A 16,751-nucleotide genomic window follows, 5' to 3' on the forward strand; every position below is an offset into this window, starting at 1 on the left:
GATCGACACGGCTCTTGATCAAATATCTATCCCAAGTGTGAGCAATTACTTCTAACGTCTACTATAGTGGTAACACATAGTGTTTAAATTACTTGTCTCGTGGGTACTGAGCACTAGAAACTCAATGGTCGAAATTCCCAACTCCCTTCGCTCTCTGTTCAGTGCTCCAATTAAAGAGCAGGATGGGAGGTACATAGTGGAGGTCCCATCGAGTGAAATCGACTTTGAAGCGTTGTCAGCTGACGAAACGTATCGCGTAGCGATTCTGGAATCTCCTGTCTCGACGGAGTCGTCAGTACAACAGGAGTCACAGAGAGCACCTTCTCGTGAGACTGCGAGCCATTCTTTCTCAGGACCTCCCGTGGAGGAAGGCGAAGTACGTGATGTGACCATCGAGACAGTCGGCGATCAGGGCGATGGTATCGCAAAGGTCGAACGTGGCTACGTCGTGATCGTTGCCGGCGCTCAACCCGGCGACGAGCCAACCGTCGAAATTGAACAAGTTCAGGAGAATGTCGCGTTTGCGAGCATTGTCGATAGCGATCCACGAGCATTCTAACTGCTGTTCTTTCTGTGGATCAATCTGCTTCTCGGTAAACCATCGGTGTGAGAAGGCTCCGTTCGAGTTTGTCTGATGGAGGTGGTTCTGAAAGTCACGTTACGCCCTCTCCGTTCGTTCACGATGGCACAACCTTCCAAAGCCGAAATTCAATCTATGACAAAGGAACCGATTGAGGTACTCGACGACTTGGCCGACCAGGTCGCCGATGAGTTCGAGGCGTATAGACAGCCGGACGAATTCAAGGATGTCTCGCTCGTGATCGAGAACAGCGACGAGGAACATCCGACGTTGATCGTCCACGTCGATAGGGAGGATGCGGAGTCCCTTGCCGACCGTATTGATGAGTTCCTCCGCGAACACGGTGCCCGTACTGAACGGGAACGACACTCAGCCACGGATGTCCGTGTGTTAGCGACGGTCAACTGACATCACTCCTCCAATTTTTTGACCGACTGTAAGCACCGTTGAAGGGCCCTATCTTCACTTCCGATTAAGGGGGTCCCGACCGCTTTAGCTCAGGTGGTCAATCTGTGCAGACAGATACCCTTGGAGAGCGGTGACCGTTTCTTCTGAGACAGCTGAGGCCCCGAAGTCACTCCGATACCCGTGCTTGAGTTCATCGCTCTCTATGATCTCCAGTCCACGCTCAAGCTGCTCCCGTAGCGCATCGTCGTCCCCTCGCCGAAGGTGAGGCGTGACAGCGTCGAGGTCGATCTCTTCTGCGACTGCCAGGACGTCCCGAAGGTCCGTTTCTCTGCCGCTGTGGAGCTTTGCCGCGACGAGGACTGCTCCATCGATGACTCTAGCCATCGTCGTCACTGTGCCCCCGCTCACCTCCTGTTGGTGGCTATGGTCGTACAGGTAGTCGAACGACCACTGTGCCTCAGTCTGACGACACCCAAGTCCGTTTACCAGGAGATCGAAGCCGATCGGCTGCTGCGGCGTGAGCCGCTTCTCGTACTCGATCACTTCGGTGTCGTAGAACCACTCCTTGGCGTGGCTGTCCGTTTCCTCGAAGCCCTGCCGTTCGAGGAATTCGACGAAGTCAGCCTTGGAGTCCGGCGCGACAACGATATCGAGGTCCGTTGAGAAGCGAGCATTGAACGCTGAGACAGCGTAACCGCCGACAAGGACGTACTCATGGCCCTCTTGGGTGAGCTCCTCGAGCAGTTCGATGAGCGCGTCACTTCGGTTGTTGAAACTCATGGCTGCGCCCGTTCGGTCTCTCGATACGTGACGCCGATGTCGAGGTCCTCGTACATCCGGTCGAGCATTGCCAGCGCCGACTGGAACTGGGCGTAGTTCTCGCGCATATACTCGATTGTCTCTGCTCTCGGGATTACCGGGTACCCTTCGACGTGCTCGATATCGAGTGACGCGCGTGGCTCGAGGACAATCTGCAGCGGTCCGTCCAACTCGTCTCGGGGCTGTCGTTCGAATGCGGTCGGGAGGTCGAACGATTCGAAAAACGCCTCCCAGGCGTCGACGTCCTGCTCACGAACAGCGAGGAATAGTGGATAGTCGTCGGGCTCGCGACCGACCTGGTAGCCGCCCTGAGTCCACACGTAGACGGCGTCGATCCGCGTGAACGCGAACGGCCAGTCACTGAACTGTGGGATGGCGTACGTTTCCTCGATGGAGGGTGGACTGACGCCGGCGCTGGCAGCGACGAGCTCGAGTGCTGCGTCGCGTACGCGCTCGTCGACGACAGTGAGGCCGTCGTCATAGGAAACGTAGCCTGCGTCTTCCAGCCGATTGACGGCCTGTCTCACCGTTTCGTACGGTGTGTGGAGGTGTTGGGCGACACGGCGGATGGAGTCACCACTCTCGATAGCGAGGATGACCTGCGCCGCAGTGTCGTCGAGCACCTCGTACATCTGGTAGTTACCAATAATTCGGTAACAGTTAAAAGTCTTACTCGACTGTCTGTGAAGCACGATCTCTCCATACTTTCGAAGGTAGTCCTGATTCCCGCTGAAAACACGTGGAACGACTATAACGAATTCAACGAACAAAACGAACTGAACGAGAAAAACGAATGTATTGAACACATACTGAGGAACGAACTGGCACCCTCTACTCAATGAACAAAACGAGGGGAACGAACGTAACGAACAGAACGAATGCGTTGATGGCAACGAGTGCGTTTGCATCAACGAGTGAACGAACAGTTGGTTTTAACATCGTAGTAATCCTTTCACCGAGTGAAACACTCTCACCGAACGCACCGAACTAAACGACCAAAACGAATGAAACGAACACAACGAGAGAAACGAAGATAATGACCGATACCAATACCGCACGAATCACGGTGGCGAATCAGAAGGGAGGGGCGGGGAAGACAACCGACGTCATTCATACTGGCGGCGCACTCGCCGCCCGAGGCCACGACGTCCTCCTGGTCGATATCGACTACCACGGGGGGCTCACCTGCTCGCTTGGCTACAACGATCTGTACTACGATACCGACCGTACAACACTGTTCGACGTCCTCGACTTCGATCAGATGGAGTCGGTGAAAGACATCATCGTTGAGCACGAGGAATTCGACATCCTTCCCGCCAGCGAGAAGCTCGCGAACAACAAGAACATCCAGACGCTGCTTGAGGCGCCGAAGAGTCGCGAGCGGTTGGAGATGACTCTCGACGAACTCGAGAAGGACTACGACTACATCATCGTCGACACGCCGCCATCCCTGAACGTCCTCACCGACAACGCCCTGGTCGCGACCGGCAACGTCGTCATCCCCGTGATTCCCGAGAAGCTCAACGCCAACAGTCTCCAGATTTTCGCAAAGCAGCTGAGCTCTCTCGAACAGGCGTACGGAGACATCAATCGGCTCGCGATTGTCTGTAACCGCGTCGAGCAGAACGCCGAACACCGCGACACCATCGAGGAAATCAATTCGGCGTACTCTCTCCCCGTGTTCGAGATCCCGAAGCGGACCGACCTCTCTCAGTCGATTGGCAAGGGGGTGTCCGTCTTCGGCTTCGGCAAGGAGAACCAGAGGGTCGAGGATGCACGCGACCTGTTCAACGAGATCGCCGATCTGTTCGACGAGACGTTTGAGAAGACCGCACCTGAGGAGGTGAAAGCATGAGCGACGGCTGGGGTGATGCTTCCGGTATCGAGGGCAACTACGAAGAGGAGGACGATGAGACAGATTCCGGCGAAACGACTGAGGTGAGTGAAACGGTGGAAACCAGTTCATCGACCGAAACGACCGAATCGACTTCAACGAGTGAAACGAACGAAACGAGCAAAACGAAGACGAACATCAAGGACGAGTGGAACGGGCGAACGATCTACATTCCCGACGATGTCCTCGACGAGATGGAGGATACCTACCTCGAGTCCCAGCTGAAGCTCCGCAAGGCGGGGCAGGACGAGTTCAAGAAGAACCGCCACTTCTACCCGCTACTCGTTCAGTTCGGTGTAGAAGCGCTCTCTGATGCGGATGCTGAGGAAATTCAGGCTCGGCTATCGGAACTCGGAGACGAATGACCTCGCGCAGAGCGAGGTCCGGTATTTTGTATAGCGATATACGATATACATTTTCCTTTTGTGCGGAATTTCGGCGCTAAGAGACTCTAAATGCCCGATTTCTCCCGATGGGCCGAATACAATAAGTGGTCCTGATTATTCTGGTAATCACGACCACTTTGAAGTACCCCGCCGCCGTCGGTGAAGCACGAATGCTGCAACCGCCTCACGACGGCGCTTCCCCCGGGGTAGAGCCACCGAGACTGTGCCCGCAGGACGGTGGAGGGCCGGTGGATGCCTGATCGAGCGCTTTCGACGCCGCTCGACGACAGCTTCGAGCGCTACCTTCAGGACAAGGGGAAAGGCCGCGGTGGGGACGGTGGAAACTATCGACGAAACGCTGCACGCGAGCTGGAGCGGTTCGCCGAGTGGGCCGCCGGCGACCGCGGCGCCGACGACTGGACCGGGGTCGTCCCCGACGGCGTCGATCGGGAGCCGACCTTCGATGAACTCGATGAACGAGTGTTCCGGGAGTACGCCCGGCATCTCGGTGGAGATCGGGGACTCAAGCAGAACACGGTACAAACCTACTACCGCTATATCTCTGCGTGGTGTGGCTGGTGTGTCAACGAGGGCTATTTCGAGGCCCACTACGCGCAGCGGGCGAGTGCGATGGCACCGTTGCCGGAAGACGACGGCCGCAAGCCCGGCGACCAGCAGGCCTGGACGTCCGAACAGCGTCACGCCCTCACTCGCTACGTCGACGAACAGGCCCGCGACGCCGTCGAGACGTACACGACACTCCCAGAGGATACTGACCTCATCGACAAGCAGCGAGGACGCTACGCGGCGCTGAAGGCTGCTCGTGACCGGGCTCTAGTTTTTATCCTCGCGTACACCGCCGTTCGGGTCGGGGAGCTACTACGGGATCCAAACGACCCGCGCCGGCGCGGCGTCCGCTGGGAGGACCTCTCCATTGACGACGGGAGTATGGACGTCTACCGGAAGAAACAGCAGTGGGACGCCGCGAGTCTTCCCGACCCCGTGATCTCGCCGCTGCGAAGCTACCGCCAGCTGATGGACCCGCCAACGGACCGCTGGCCGGTGTTTCCGACGTTCGACCAACGGACGCTCGCAGGGCTCGTCCAGGATGAGTTAGCCGAGCGAGGGGAACGCCCAGAAGCAATCGGTGAACGCCGTGAGGAGTACGCTCGCGACCTGCTGCTGGCGCTCGATGAGGACCTCCGGCCGCCATCGATTACGACGGACGGCGCACGATCGATTCTCCAACGGCTCTCGGATGACGGCGAGATCGACATTGACCATCCGAAACACGATTATCTTGCTCCGCACGGTGGTCGACGTGGGATGGGTGAAGTTCTTGTTCGAGCGTTCGGGTATACGGTCGCGGCTCGGTACTTAGACAACTCTGAGGAGATGGTGAGAGAGCGGTACTCCCATATTGAAGCTGGTGAACTCGGGGACGTCGCAACTGAAGCACTAGAAGAGATTGATAGTCTCTCATAATCGTGGTCCCGTTCTCAATACATTACGTTTTCAGGAAGACAGGGTAGATAGCCAAATGAGAGCTATTCGTTTTTGAGCATCTGCCGGATCAACGGAGTCAGAACCGCAGCCGCGTAACCTGCGGCACCCCACTTCGATGTCATCGAGTAAGCAATATACCCAGCTATCCCTCCAATAACTGCCCGCTGGTAATTTGCAGGTTGCTCATTGAACCACTCTCTGGTCTCAGAACCTGTTAAAATGAAATACGTAATCTGGGCCGGGACCTCCAACGCCAGTTCAATAGAGAAACTACCTGCATCCGGCAAAGTAGCATCCACAGTAGCCTCAACAGGGCCCGCCTCCGGAACAACTTCGTCAGTAGCCTCCGCCGGCTCAGCGTCTACACTTGTCGTCGATGTCGGATTAACAACCGACCTCTCAAACTGGGAAGACGGGTAGCTACTGGCCGCAGCAGCCGCACTTACGGACGGCTGAATCGCCGCCAAATCAGCCAATACTGACTGAGGGACCCGGATATCTGCAATCACATCAGATAGCATCAAAGCAGTTGATCGAGCAATCATATTTTGCTGTTCTTCAATGACAGCAGACAACTGAGCCAAACTCCGTGTGAGCGCCATCTCCTGCTGAGCAATAATCGGTTGGAGGGCACTGGCCACCATCTTTTCCGTTCGAAACAGCTCTGAACCCACGACGCCAGCTAAAAGAGAAGTCTGATTCTGAAGAACCGTATCGTAGAGGTCCTGAAAATTAGCCACCGCAGCAATCGTAGAAGTCGGGATTTCAATACTCGGAACTAGCGCACTCATATCCAGATTCAACCCTTCCCAATCAAAGGGTAGCGGCGGTGTCTCCTCCTCTGGTGGCTCACCTACCGATAAATCCTCAATATCGTGGTCTAAGTACAGTGCGCCGACATACTCTCGAAGCAGATCTTCAACTGGCTCATCATCATCATCATCATTGTCCTCACCGAACTTCTCCCCCAACTCTTGTTCCAAAGAAAAGTACGCTCGTGATGGCCTCGACGCTTTCGTCGCCACATCCGAGGGGTCCTCGAAGATCAAACGGTAAACAGTGAGTGCCTCCTTCGTAGATTCCACAGACAAGTCAGTCTCCTCAACAACTGTTTCTACATCTCCTACATCACGCCATAATTCGCCGACCTCACGAACCGTCTCTACCCACTCAAACGACACCTGCTCCTGCCGCTTCTGGCGCTCCTCCTGAATCGCCTCCATCAACTCCTCAAAATCAGCTTCACTACTCGGTTCCTCGTCTTCTTCCCCACTCATTACCAGTAGGGTGAGTAGTACGGCGTAAAAAGACACTTCCTCCAGTAGGCTACACAGGCGCTTCAGCTCTAGTTTTATGATTGAATATTTTTCTGAAGCCCATCCAATGAGGGCTCTTCTAGATACGTAATGTATTCTTATTCCGTTGACCCTTGCTGATCGAGTGGATCGCTTCTTTTTACGGCGGAATCCAGCTCGTGTGGTCGCGGAGAGTTGTATTGGGGGATTCCATCGTCACACCGCACTTGGGGCAGTAGTCTTCGATCGCATCCTCTTCGTAGAGATAGTGATCGCACTCGGGAGGGCTGGCTTGGAAATACACGTCGTCCCAGTCGAGATCAGGCTCTCGACCGTAGAGACAGAATGTACTGTGTCCTGACCGCCCTCGATGGTTCGTCACTAACCGAACGGGGCAGTACATACACTCGCGGAGTTCGATTAACGGCTGGTCGGCATGGTTTGTCCAGAGCGTTTCTCGCCGCCCCCATTCGTGAAATCCCTTTGGCCCCCGGCAGCGCTCTATCTCGGGTCGTGTCGCAAGCAGTTTCTCCACCTGTGCGGAATGGTACTGGCTTCCTGCCCACTTCCAGAACGGGTCTCGGTCGTACTCACGGACAATCGCGTTCTTGAGAGCTTTCAGGGGAAAATCGGGGCCGTGCTCATCGCTCGCGGTGTAGGTGTGACTGTCGTCGGGTTCGTGAAGCCGGCGTAGCTCGCAACCCTGGGCAGTACAGATATCGTACGTAATCAGGTCTTCCTGTCCGCGGGGATGGGCATAGGGCGGCACGCGCTCCCACGCGTGTTCGCCGTCGTAGAGGAGCGCTTGGCAATTCGTAAATCGGCTAGCTTTGCTCGTTCGTTGGGCGTATCCAGAACCGTCGTCTTGCTCAAATTCGGCACTGATCGTATCGTAGTTGAACGTATCGAGAAGGACTGTTGCCGCGCGTATCCAGACGACTGAGTACCCAGCGGCCAAGTAGTCATGCGTCACCTGATGGACGTCCTTGTCTTCGTGATTGTGCTGTACTTCAACGGCGAGCCCTTCCCCGAAGTAAGGGTTCCAATCGTCAAAGGTCGCGAGTGCATCCGCCCGGCGTTCGGTCACAGGTGTCGGTACCTCGGCCACGTCGACGTCCACCTCCGTCTCGATGCGGGCGTTTTCTCCGAATTGCTGGTGTAGAGCGACTTCGACACGGGCGACTGCGCGTTCGTGGGTCTCTGACTCGCCGCCATTCGAGCAGCGCTGGCCGGCGTCGTCTGATACGTGGTAGAAGTGTCGAGACTTGCCCGGCGCCGATCGCGGGTACATCGTCCCGCCGCATACCGGACAGGTGACGGCTTCTCCATCGTCGACTATAGCGGGGACGACCGGGCGACCGTCACGACGACCGCGGAAGGGCATATCAGCAACGAATATCTCGGTAAGCAAATAATCACTCCCAGCCGTAGAGTGCAAGACGGAACTGGTTAGAGCGGGTCCTCGAGTCCGCAGGAGATACATCGCATGTAGCCGTCCTCACGTTCCCAAATGTGGTCACAGTACTGTGGGTCTGTGGTCGCCATCTCAGAGAAGTCCTCAAACGGATCATTTGAGATGATCTCCTCTCCGTTGTGCTCTTTGAGACGGGCCCCACACCGGCACCGATAGCGGTTCTCTCCTCGAGGTTCCCAGACGTGTTGATGATCTTCTTTCTTCTCCTCCTTTTCTCGTTGTTCAAACGCTGCTTGAGCAGCTCTGTCAGCAAGATCGGAGCCCGTCTTGATGGTCGACTCATCATAGATGTAGGCATCAACAGCTCTCTCTTTCCAGCGCTCAAGCCGACAGTGTTTACAGAAATCCCGGTCGTGGAGGTCACTCCCTCCGTATTTCCAGGTATGGTTACAGTCCGGATTCGGGTCGGAGAAAGTTAGAGAGTCACCGTTCACGAACCGCTCTAGATACTCCTCAGGTGGATCTAGCTCTGGAGGGTCTGCCCACGAAGCTGCGAAGGCGGTGTCAGCCCGTTTGTCGAATGCGACGACCATCTCCTCAATACGGAATCGGTCGTTCGTAAAATCGTCAGGGCTGGCCCAGTAGACGCTATATCCGGCCGAGAGATAGTCGTGCGTGACCGCGTCGAGGTCTTTGTCTTCGTTTGCGTATTGTACCTCAACGATTAATCCACGACCAAGGTATTCGTTTGTGTCATCAGCTGGAAATTCGACGAGGGCATCTGCCCGGCGGGAATCAGTAAGCGTCGGCGTATTGGGGACATCGACGGTGAGCTCGGGTCCGCAACGAGCATGTTGGTCAAATCGCTGCCGCAGGGCCGAAACTGCGAGAGATTTCATCTTTCGATGCGGATCCGACTCTCCTCCGGAGCAATTGGTCGTTGAGGCCCCTGAACCCGCAGTAGCATGGTAGAAATGGCGGGCGCGACCATCATCAAATGGGCCTCGTGGACGCATCGTTCCGCCACAGGCTGGACACACGACGTCAGTACCGTCCTCTACTTCCTCTGGAAGAACCGTGGTGTCCCCATCTTCGGAAGAGGGCTGGGCGATGAAGGGCATCTATTCCGATATCGCGACTTCGTTCGTGATTTAGATATAATCTTCTCTTACAGTCATCCGGTTTTAATCTCAACCCGCCTATGCGGATGGCCAACTACTGCGCTATCTCACCAGCAAAGCCTCAGTATCTATGACCCGTAGCTTACAGTATGCCCTACTGCCCGAATTGCGGAAACCAAATTAAAGAGATGCACCACTATTGCGGATCCTGTGGACAGGCGTTGTCCGATATTGCAGGATCGGAAATCGATCCACCGATGGCGATAGAGAGGGAGGGATTCCTGTCGATGCGCTCACTCTCATACGTCAACGAACTTTTGGAGGGTGAGCAAGATCTCAATCACGACTCAGTCTCCTACAAACAGTTATCTCGGGAATTAAGCGCTGCATTTGCTGATTTCGCTCGTCTGGCGATGGTGGATGATCTTGATCTTCTTCACCTCTGGGCCGCCGGTTCGAATACGAATGCACTGAGTATGTCCGTCGACGATATGAACAGCAATCAGTTCCGAGAATGGCTCGCTGCCATCGGTCTGGGACGAACGCTTCGGATGTACGATGATGCGCTCCACACCGAATTCGAGGAGGAGTTCAACGACAGATTGCAGAAGCTGATTGAGTTCGCAAATGAAGAGCTCAATGACGAAGAATCCACAGAGTAGCTGTTTACAGTGAGTGCTGTATCGATCTCTTGACCAATAATTCTCCGATGAGGTTTTATTCTACAGATCTGGTTTTCCCACTCGAACGTAGCTTCTTGAGATTCTGTTCACAGGTTAGTAGACGAATATGGCGGAGGCACCGGATACCGAACGGTGGGCGGTCGACCCCGATGCGAGAGAAATCCTCAGCGTGTCACAGCTGAACGACCAGATTACATCGGTCGTCTAAGACGCGCCTGCCCTCAGCGGCGTCTGCTGGATTAGCGAAATCACTGACTTCCATTAGGAGAGTACGGCACTCTGTTCCACGCTCACCGGCGACGACGATTCCCGGTTTAGTCTTGGTAAACCGCTGCTGAGACATGGACGCGGAATTTAAACACGGAAGCGAGGTCATTCCGTTCTACGACAGTCTTCGATATCTGCGATGAGGGCTTCAGCTTGTGCTTCTGCCGTTTCGGAGTTCCCCTCCGGGGCATCCGCTTTTCCATCTGGATCGAAGGTCGGGAGTTCCTGTTCCCAGCCCTTCTCGGCGTAGTTGTCGTCAGGTGCTGACTCGAAGAATTGAACGAGTGAATCGAGCGATTCGAGCCGTCGCTTTAGCTCACTGGCTCGGCTTGGGTCGACGTAATAGACGTTGTCTGCTCGTTCGATAAGCCCGTACTCGAAGAGACGAGCCATCGTGTTCGACACGGCGGTCTTGCTGAGGGCTGTTCGAGCTGCGATTTCGCGTGGGGTGAAGCCGTATTCGCGGTGTGCGACAAGGAAGCTGAGAGCGTGGTACTCGTTCGTGTCCGGCTTGATCGGGAATCGATCGTCACTCGTGAGTTCGTCAACCGGAACGGGCATCTGTACCAATATCTGTCGGCGGACGATAATACGGTTTTCGCAGATGGATATGCCTCGGCAGATCTCCGAAGGAATCTTCAGAGAATTTCGCTGTTGGCGAGTGGAAGTATAATTCGACACTCGCTGTCCAATTCTGTAGAGACTTAATGACCAGCAGCGGGATGCACATCGTCATCCCGATTATTCTCAATCGGTTCGTAGTCCACGTCGTTTCCGACTGGCTTGAACCCAGGGACGTAGCTGAAGCGTTTCCCAGGCTCGCTACGGAACATCAACGGGAACCTGCCACGATGCTCGCGAGCGCGGTACTGTGGCTCCCACTCTCGGAATTCCATCGTCGGTTTGGCAACCTGTGGGGCAGGCAGCTCTGCACGCTCCAGGTCTGATAGCTCAAGCACGCGCACTTCGAGCTCGCGCGCCAGTTTCTCGGTTCGAGGGGTTAGCTCGGTCGTGTGACAGAGCACCGGCATCGCACGACAGGCAAACGCCACGGTACACAACCGGAAGAGCGCCGCCGGGGTGATTGGGTCGGCTTTCCAGTCTTTACACTGGGCGACAATCCAGTCGCTGGGCTGCTGCTGTTTCTCTTTGCGTTTGGCGACGACATCTACCTCCAGACTGTAGAGGTGCTGGCGTGTCGCTGCACGGTATCCCCAGCGTCCGAGTGCACGCTCGAGTTGATACTCCAGCCACCGCCCATCACCATTGCCGCGCCCTCCGACATGAGGGTCGACCTCGTCGAGACTGATGTCCTCAACGTCGGCGAGAATTGGGCTGTCTTCCGGGACCGATGGCAGAATGTCTCGAAGGGCTGTAGCGTACTCAAGGGCTGTTGTGAACTTCTCAGCGGGTGATTCGTCGTAGTGGTGGGCTGCCGGGTGTGCAGCACGAAGTGAGCGAATCAGCCAGCACAACTGCCGCTCGATTTGGGAGACTGCATCCGCGTACTCAACTGTCGAATCCGCGGGCCGGCCATCCGCCGAGTCATCATATCCTTCTGGCTCGGGGAGTAGGCGTTTTACCTCCGTGATCGGCTCGTTCGCTAAGTACAGCAGCCGGTGGGCGAACATTCGGTGATCGGTCGGCAGTGTATGGTCGGTCTTGAGCGTTCCACGGAGCGATTCGATTGTCGCCGTGAGCGAGCACAGGCGGTCGGCGTACCCATCTGGGAGCGGCTCATCCTTCGTCATCGGTGAGTGGACTCGGCGTGAAGTGCTGGCGCGTCAGAGAGGTCTCTGAGAGCGACTGGACGACCGGCTGACCCTTTTGCTGCAGATGATGAGAGAGCTCCGCTTCGTTGGTGACGGTGTACCACTGGGGGCTACCAGCGTCTCGATACCGGAGTTCGCCGTCGACAGCCACTAGGACTCCCTGTTCAGTCATCCCTAGCGTATCGAAGACAAGGACGTCCGGGTCCGGATTCGTCCAAGTGCCGCGAATCAAGGCGAGGAGCGTGTCGAGTATTGGCGGATCGACGGGGTCTGGGTAGCGTGGTTCAGCGGGGGCGCTGATCGCAACATCACGGATGGTGTCGCGACGACAGGTGCGCCAGCCGGCGCCTGTCCACTCGAGTTCACGCCGCGTCCATTTGTCGCCGTCGCCATCGGGCTCAAGAACGAGCCGTCGTGGTGGCGTATCACTTGGAGTCCACTGGAGGACACACGAGCCACCATCTGGAAGTGGTTTATCGTCTGTTCGACGGTGCTGGTCTAAGAGCGCAGCATCGATCTGAGAGCGTACACGTCGTAGTATGGTGATCGGGTCTGCGACTGGAGTGGCTGCTGTCTCATCCGCGTTATCGACCGCCTCAAAGAGCCGATGGAAACAGGCATCGATGTCTCGAAGCACTGCGAGAGCGTGCTCTTGGGCGTCTGTCATGTGGATTCCTCCGACTCGGGCTTGTAGCAGGCCGTCTGGAGTCGACGAATGTATTCAGCGAGCGGTTCCGTAGCGTCCGTCGAAGTCACAGTCTTCGAACGGTCATCATAGTCGACCGCGCCGACCTCATCGAGCGTATCGAGGTGGCGTTGGGTCAGCGAAATGTAGGCCGATGCCCGCTCGTTACTTCTGACCTTGCTGGGATCGAGTTCGTTTTCGATGGCCGCGATTTCGACCGCAAGGTCGTTGACGGGAACGTCCCCCGTAGAGCGTGACAAGGACAACACGACGCGCCGCCGGCGACTGTTCGCGATCGCGTCAAACGCCCCAGCTGGAGCCATCGGAATGGCGAGAGACGCCCTCTCGTCGGTCGGCGCCGCCACTCAACTCGCCCCCGTTGATGGTGGTGTCTGTCCACGTCGCGGTCGCAGTCTCGAGGATGTACCCTCGTCAAGTCGGGACTCGCCAATGCTGTCCCGCCGCCACCCATGTGAACCCGTAACCTGTTCACTGAGTTGGTTGGCTGTGCTGTCGGCATCGGCGCTGCTGTTCGCTATATTGCGCTGGTATGGGGGTTGTACAACTCGGTGTGTCCGTGGGTCGGTTTCCGGAGTGGGGCTCTGAGAGACAGAGTTATTACTCCTGACCCAAGTAGTCTGGCTTGCTGTCATTGCTCTGGCAGCACGAGTCCGCCGGCGCCCTAGCGCCGGGGGATTCTACTGGAATCGTGCTATAGTGGTGGACGAGCGCTTGTGTCTTGTATATTAGTATCACAAGTCTCGAACACCGAATTCGCGTCTCAGAACGGCGATGCCACTCGAAGTAGTCTTTAGTCTTAACTACCTGTTAAATCACACTCTACCCCCACCGGTGGTCAAAAACCCACTCACAGCAACCACACTGGAGTATTCTCTACCTTGTCTTATCGCAACTGAGAGGATCCTCAGACGCTCCCACGAGAAGATTCCGCCAATAAACACGACGCTCATGTGTAGCATATTGTTGATGGGTCGCAGCCTTGCGGTTTCACGGTGACAGATAAACGATAGGAATGTGCGTGACAGGCGCTCAGATCAGCGGTTCCCTGGTCGGCTCTTGCGATCATCACTGTATCAACAATCTCCTAATGAAGAGCGTATTCCTACGTCAGACGTGACAGGTCGAGTAGTCAGGCAGATACGTTCCTGTAGCCCTCAGCTATCTGGATGAGGTCATCTATCCGCTCGAGGGTTTTCTCCGGCTCCGACCGAAGGAGAGGCTCGAGTTGTACATACAGGTAAGTGACTACTCAGAGCCATCACCTCCAGAGAGTTTCTTACCTACTGATATATTTTTGAGCCTGATATACGTTTTTTCTCCCTTGATACCAAGGAGAGTACGAACTTCGACGGGGATAACGACTACCCCCTCCTCGCTCATCTTCACAATTCCAGCACTTTCAACTCGGTCAGATGATCCACCATCTGATCGTTCAGCGACCTCAACGTGTGGCAATCTCAAAAGTGCCTCTTGATCTTTGACAGAGAGAACCTCGCGAACCTCTGCCGGGATCGTCACGCTGCCGTTTTTAGATATCGTGACTACACCCGCATCCTCGCTCATACCAACAACATTTGTAAGCTTCCTTGAATACTTTACGCAGCCTTATTCAGTCAGATTTGTAATCTTTCACTATAGACTGCCACCCGGTAATATATTTGTTTTATCGCCGATGAACCAGTCGGCAATAGAAATAATATGTCCTACACCACCTCCTTCTTGCGGTTTATATTATTGACATTTTGTACCCCAACAAACGATTATAAAATGACGCCAGTATAATCACTTAATCGCATATTTCCTCCAGAAGTCAATCAAACCGTTATATTTTAGTTTCTATAAGTCTGAGTAAGGATGAGAACAGACGTGAATGGTCTCGGTTGAACGAACGACACTAAATCAGCTTGAAAACTATGAGTGAGCTAAACGAAAGGATCACGGTTGCTGTGACAGAGGAAATGTACGAACGAGCTGAGGAAGACGACGAATATAGTACCAGAAGCAAAGCAGAGTACATTCGTCAGATGTGGTTAGCCGGTGAGTCAGCTGTCGCTGAACTTGATCCACGAGTAGGAGATTCCGGCAAAGCAAACAGAGAGATCGATTCAGCGGAGGCCGCTGCACAGGCACTTGACGATAGTGTTCTAATTAAAATTCTATCTGATGAGAAACAAGAAATCGGAGAGGTTGTCCAGCCCATCACTCAAGAGTTTGAAAACGTTGTGGCCGACAGACTGTTTGAGTTAGCAAAAGATGAGCAATCCGTTATTGAAACCGACGGGCGCGGGAACTACTACTTAGAGAGATAGTATGTCGGTATCCAGAGACAAAGTGGATGTGGATGGTAGCGTCTTATGGTACTGGTATGAAAATACTCAGGATTATTCTGCGGAACGTACAAGAGAGACATACAAAAAAAGGATTACAACATATGAGAAGTGGCTGGCAGCCAGAGGTGATTATACTCATGACTGTCATTGGACGGATATTAATGTGGATAATGTCCCCCGTGAGCAGATGAAACTTCCGCGTGATATCGATGAGACCGACTCTGAAGCCTTCCTGAATGATATCTCAGATGCGTTCGCGGGGAATACACAGCAAGGGCTCGCTTCCATGCTCAGCCAAGCGTATGAGTGGTTGGCATCCCAAACAACAAACGTCTCAGACGACCCAATTGGCTATGTCCTCGACGTTGAAGCGAAAGATATTCTCGACAGTGTAGACAGTCGAAATCCACATATCATCCCGATAGAGGATGTAAGATACTATATCCGGTCTTGGAATGATCCTGGGTGGTCCTGTATAAATCAGATAGCTGCCAAGTACACGAGGCGGGCAGGCGGTATAAGTAATCTTGACATCGAGGACCTGAATATCGACCATCCTGCTTGTGACTGGACTGTTCATCCTGAGATTCGGCACTGGGACGATCATATTCTCTTTCGCCCTGACAAAGCTGCGAGTGATCCGGGGCGCAAGTCCGGTAACAAAACCAGCGCTATCGCAAAATACCCTCTCGATGATGAACTGAAGCAATCACTTCTCTGGTATCTCGCTTGTCGATTTGAGCCCGAAAGTCCAACTGATCCGCTGTTTTTGGACAGAAGTTATACGCGAATGTCTAGGCATCTGATAGGTACTCGGTTCAGGGAAAAATCAAAAGAGATCACACAGAAGGACAACGGGCCGAAATGTTGGTACGAACCAGGTGACGATGATAATCTTAATGTCCACTACTGGAGACACTGGGCAACGACTTGGTACCAGGATCAGACTGGAGAAGACGCACTAGTTGATTATCTCCGTGGCGACACCGGACAAGGGAGCAAAGCAACCTACGACCAGTACAGTAAGGTGAAAAAACAAAAGATCCTCAAAGCGATGCCGAAGTTCTTCGAGCCGTTTATCCATGACTGACGGCTCCCACGACTGTCGCGACGACCACTCTAACTGGCCGACGCCCGGCCCGAACGAGTCGGTTCCGGCATGAGCCGAATACGAGCAGCTGCGCGAAGCCGTCCACGACTAACTCGATCACTAGCCGAACAACCCGGCTTAGAACGACATCTGGCGAGCATTCGGCGCAATCATAGGCGAGTATCAGCATGATGCGTTCGTCGAAGCGTTTGGCTTCGATGAGCCAACCGAGCCGGCCTGTATTCGACGGCCCATCACTGGCGACAACGAATGCCCCACCACCCGCTCGAAGCCGATAATGTTGTGACACCCACGACAGAGATAGATTCCTTGGTCTGGATAGTGCGACCAGTAGTGGAAATCCAGATTCCCACCCGCTATTGCAGACGCCCGGTCGAGTCCCGTGAGTGAGGGTCGACAGTCCGGATAGGCGACTTCCCAGTCCCAGCCGAACGCTGTTTCCTTCGCAGCGATCCGGCT

Annotated in this window: 18 protein-coding genes; 8 read left to right on the forward strand and 10 right to left on the reverse strand. The window is 54.9% G+C overall.

The window, feature by feature from the left end:
- The first annotated feature begins 124 nt into the window (after positions 1-124).
- Both IEX72_RS12775 and IEX72_RS12780 read left to right on the forward strand, forming a co-directional pair.
- Positions 125-559, forward strand: coding sequence for a TRAM domain-containing protein (locus IEX72_RS12775; protein WP_188787958.1), 435 nt, complete (start codon positions 125-127; stop codon positions 557-559).
- Positions 560-715: 156 nt separating this feature from the next.
- Positions 716-988, forward strand: a complete 273-nt coding sequence (locus IEX72_RS12780; RefSeq protein WP_188787960.1) for a hypothetical protein — start codon at positions 716-718, stop codon at positions 986-988.
- Between the two features lie 84 nt (positions 989-1,072).
- On the opposite strand, the gene IEX72_RS12785 is transcribed toward IEX72_RS12780, so the two are convergent.
- Both IEX72_RS12785 and IEX72_RS12790 read right to left on the reverse strand, forming a co-directional pair.
- Entirely contained in the window at positions 1,073-1,768 is a 696-nt protein-coding gene (locus IEX72_RS12785) for a nucleotidyltransferase family protein (RefSeq protein WP_188787962.1), read from the reverse strand.
- The gene (locus tag IEX72_RS12790; protein ID WP_188787964.1) at positions 1,765-2,439 is read right to left on the reverse strand and encodes a helix-turn-helix domain-containing protein; all 675 of its coding nucleotides are present in this window, start codon (positions 2,437-2,439) and stop codon (positions 1,765-1,767) included. The genes IEX72_RS12785 and IEX72_RS12790 overlap by 4 nt, the downstream gene beginning before the upstream one ends.
- Before the next feature lie 404 nt (positions 2,440-2,843).
- Between IEX72_RS12790 and IEX72_RS12795 the strand changes: the two genes are divergently transcribed.
- The 3 genes from IEX72_RS12795 to IEX72_RS12805 all read left to right on the forward strand — a co-directional run bounded on the left by IEX72_RS12795 (position 2,844) and on the right by IEX72_RS12805 (position 5,572).
- Positions 2,844-3,662 carry a ParA family protein gene (locus IEX72_RS12795; RefSeq protein ID WP_188787966.1) on the forward strand — a complete coding sequence of 273 codons (819 nt, stop codon included), beginning with the start codon at positions 2,844-2,846 and terminating at the stop codon, positions 3,660-3,662.
- The gene (locus IEX72_RS12800; RefSeq protein WP_188787969.1) at positions 3,659-4,066 is read left to right on the forward strand and encodes a hypothetical protein; all 408 of its coding nucleotides are present in this window, start codon (positions 3,659-3,661) and stop codon (positions 4,064-4,066) included. Before IEX72_RS12795 ends, IEX72_RS12800 begins: the two co-directional genes overlap by 4 nt.
- 273 nt (positions 4,067-4,339) lie before the next feature.
- Positions 4,340-5,572, forward strand: coding sequence for a tyrosine-type recombinase/integrase (locus IEX72_RS12805; protein WP_188787971.1), 1,233 nt, complete (start codon positions 4,340-4,342; stop codon positions 5,570-5,572).
- A gap of 62 nt (positions 5,573-5,634) precedes the next feature.
- On the opposite strand, the gene IEX72_RS12810 is transcribed toward IEX72_RS12805, so the two are convergent.
- From IEX72_RS12810 to IEX72_RS12820, 3 genes are all read right to left on the reverse strand, one after another.
- The gene (locus IEX72_RS12810) at positions 5,635-6,870 is read right to left on the reverse strand and encodes a hypothetical protein (RefSeq protein WP_188787973.1); all 1,236 of its coding nucleotides are present in this window, start codon (positions 6,868-6,870) and stop codon (positions 5,635-5,637) included.
- Positions 6,871-7,048: 178 nt separating this feature from the next.
- Positions 7,049-8,272 carry a competence protein CoiA family protein gene (locus tag IEX72_RS12815; RefSeq protein WP_188787975.1) on the reverse strand — a complete coding sequence of 408 codons (1,224 nt, stop codon included), beginning with the start codon at positions 8,270-8,272 and terminating at the stop codon, positions 7,049-7,051.
- A 65-nt stretch (positions 8,273-8,337) separates the two neighbouring features.
- Positions 8,338-9,423, reverse strand: a complete 1,086-nt coding sequence (locus tag IEX72_RS12820; protein WP_188787976.1) for a competence protein CoiA family protein — start codon at positions 9,421-9,423, stop codon at positions 8,338-8,340.
- A gap of 149 nt (positions 9,424-9,572) precedes the next feature.
- Here IEX72_RS12820 and IEX72_RS12825 point away from each other — a divergent pair, with 149 nt between their 5' ends.
- Positions 9,573-10,085 carry a zinc ribbon domain-containing protein gene (locus IEX72_RS12825; RefSeq protein ID WP_229663835.1) on the forward strand — a complete coding sequence of 171 codons (513 nt, stop codon included), beginning with the start codon at positions 9,573-9,575 and terminating at the stop codon, positions 10,083-10,085.
- 393 nt (positions 10,086-10,478) lie between these two features.
- Here IEX72_RS12825 and IEX72_RS12830 read toward each other — a convergent pair whose 3' ends face one another.
- The 5 genes from IEX72_RS12830 to IEX72_RS12850 form a co-directional block, all read right to left on the reverse strand.
- Entirely contained in the window at positions 10,479-10,934 is a 456-nt protein-coding gene (locus IEX72_RS12830) for a MarR family transcriptional regulator (protein ID WP_188787978.1), read from the reverse strand.
- Between the two features lie 143 nt (positions 10,935-11,077).
- On the reverse strand, positions 11,078-12,124 hold the full coding sequence (locus IEX72_RS12835) for a hypothetical protein (protein ID WP_188787980.1): 1,047 nt from the start codon (positions 12,122-12,124) through the stop codon (positions 11,078-11,080).
- Positions 12,111-12,812 carry a hypothetical protein gene (locus IEX72_RS12840; protein WP_188787983.1) on the reverse strand — a complete coding sequence of 234 codons (702 nt, stop codon included), beginning with the start codon at positions 12,810-12,812 and terminating at the stop codon, positions 12,111-12,113. The genes IEX72_RS12835 and IEX72_RS12840 overlap by 14 nt, the downstream gene beginning before the upstream one ends.
- Complete coding sequence (locus IEX72_RS12845) at positions 12,809-13,153, reverse strand: DUF7344 domain-containing protein (protein ID WP_188788026.1); 345 nt, start codon at positions 13,151-13,153, stop codon at positions 12,809-12,811. The genes IEX72_RS12840 and IEX72_RS12845 overlap by 4 nt, the downstream gene beginning before the upstream one ends.
- Before the next feature lie 943 nt (positions 13,154-14,096).
- Positions 14,097-14,414: a hypothetical protein gene (locus IEX72_RS12850; protein ID WP_188787985.1), complete on the reverse strand. Its 318-nt coding sequence runs from the start codon at positions 14,412-14,414 to the stop codon at positions 14,097-14,099.
- A 383-nt stretch (positions 14,415-14,797) separates the two neighbouring features.
- Here IEX72_RS12850 and IEX72_RS12855 point away from each other — a divergent pair, with 383 nt between their 5' ends.
- Positions 14,798-15,160: a hypothetical protein gene (locus IEX72_RS12855; RefSeq protein WP_229663836.1), complete on the forward strand. Its 363-nt coding sequence runs from the start codon at positions 14,798-14,800 to the stop codon at positions 15,158-15,160.
- Positions 15,161-15,188: 28 nt separating this feature from the next.
- Positions 15,189-16,271: a hypothetical protein gene (locus IEX72_RS12860; RefSeq protein ID WP_188787989.1), complete on the forward strand. Its 1,083-nt coding sequence runs from the start codon at positions 15,189-15,191 to the stop codon at positions 16,269-16,271.
- Positions 16,272-16,751 lie beyond the last annotated feature (480 nt).

It is taken from the genome of Halobellus salinus, assembly GCF_014646875.1.
Taxonomy (GTDB): domain Archaea; phylum Halobacteriota; class Halobacteria; order Halobacteriales; family Haloferacaceae; genus Haloquadratum; species Haloquadratum salinum.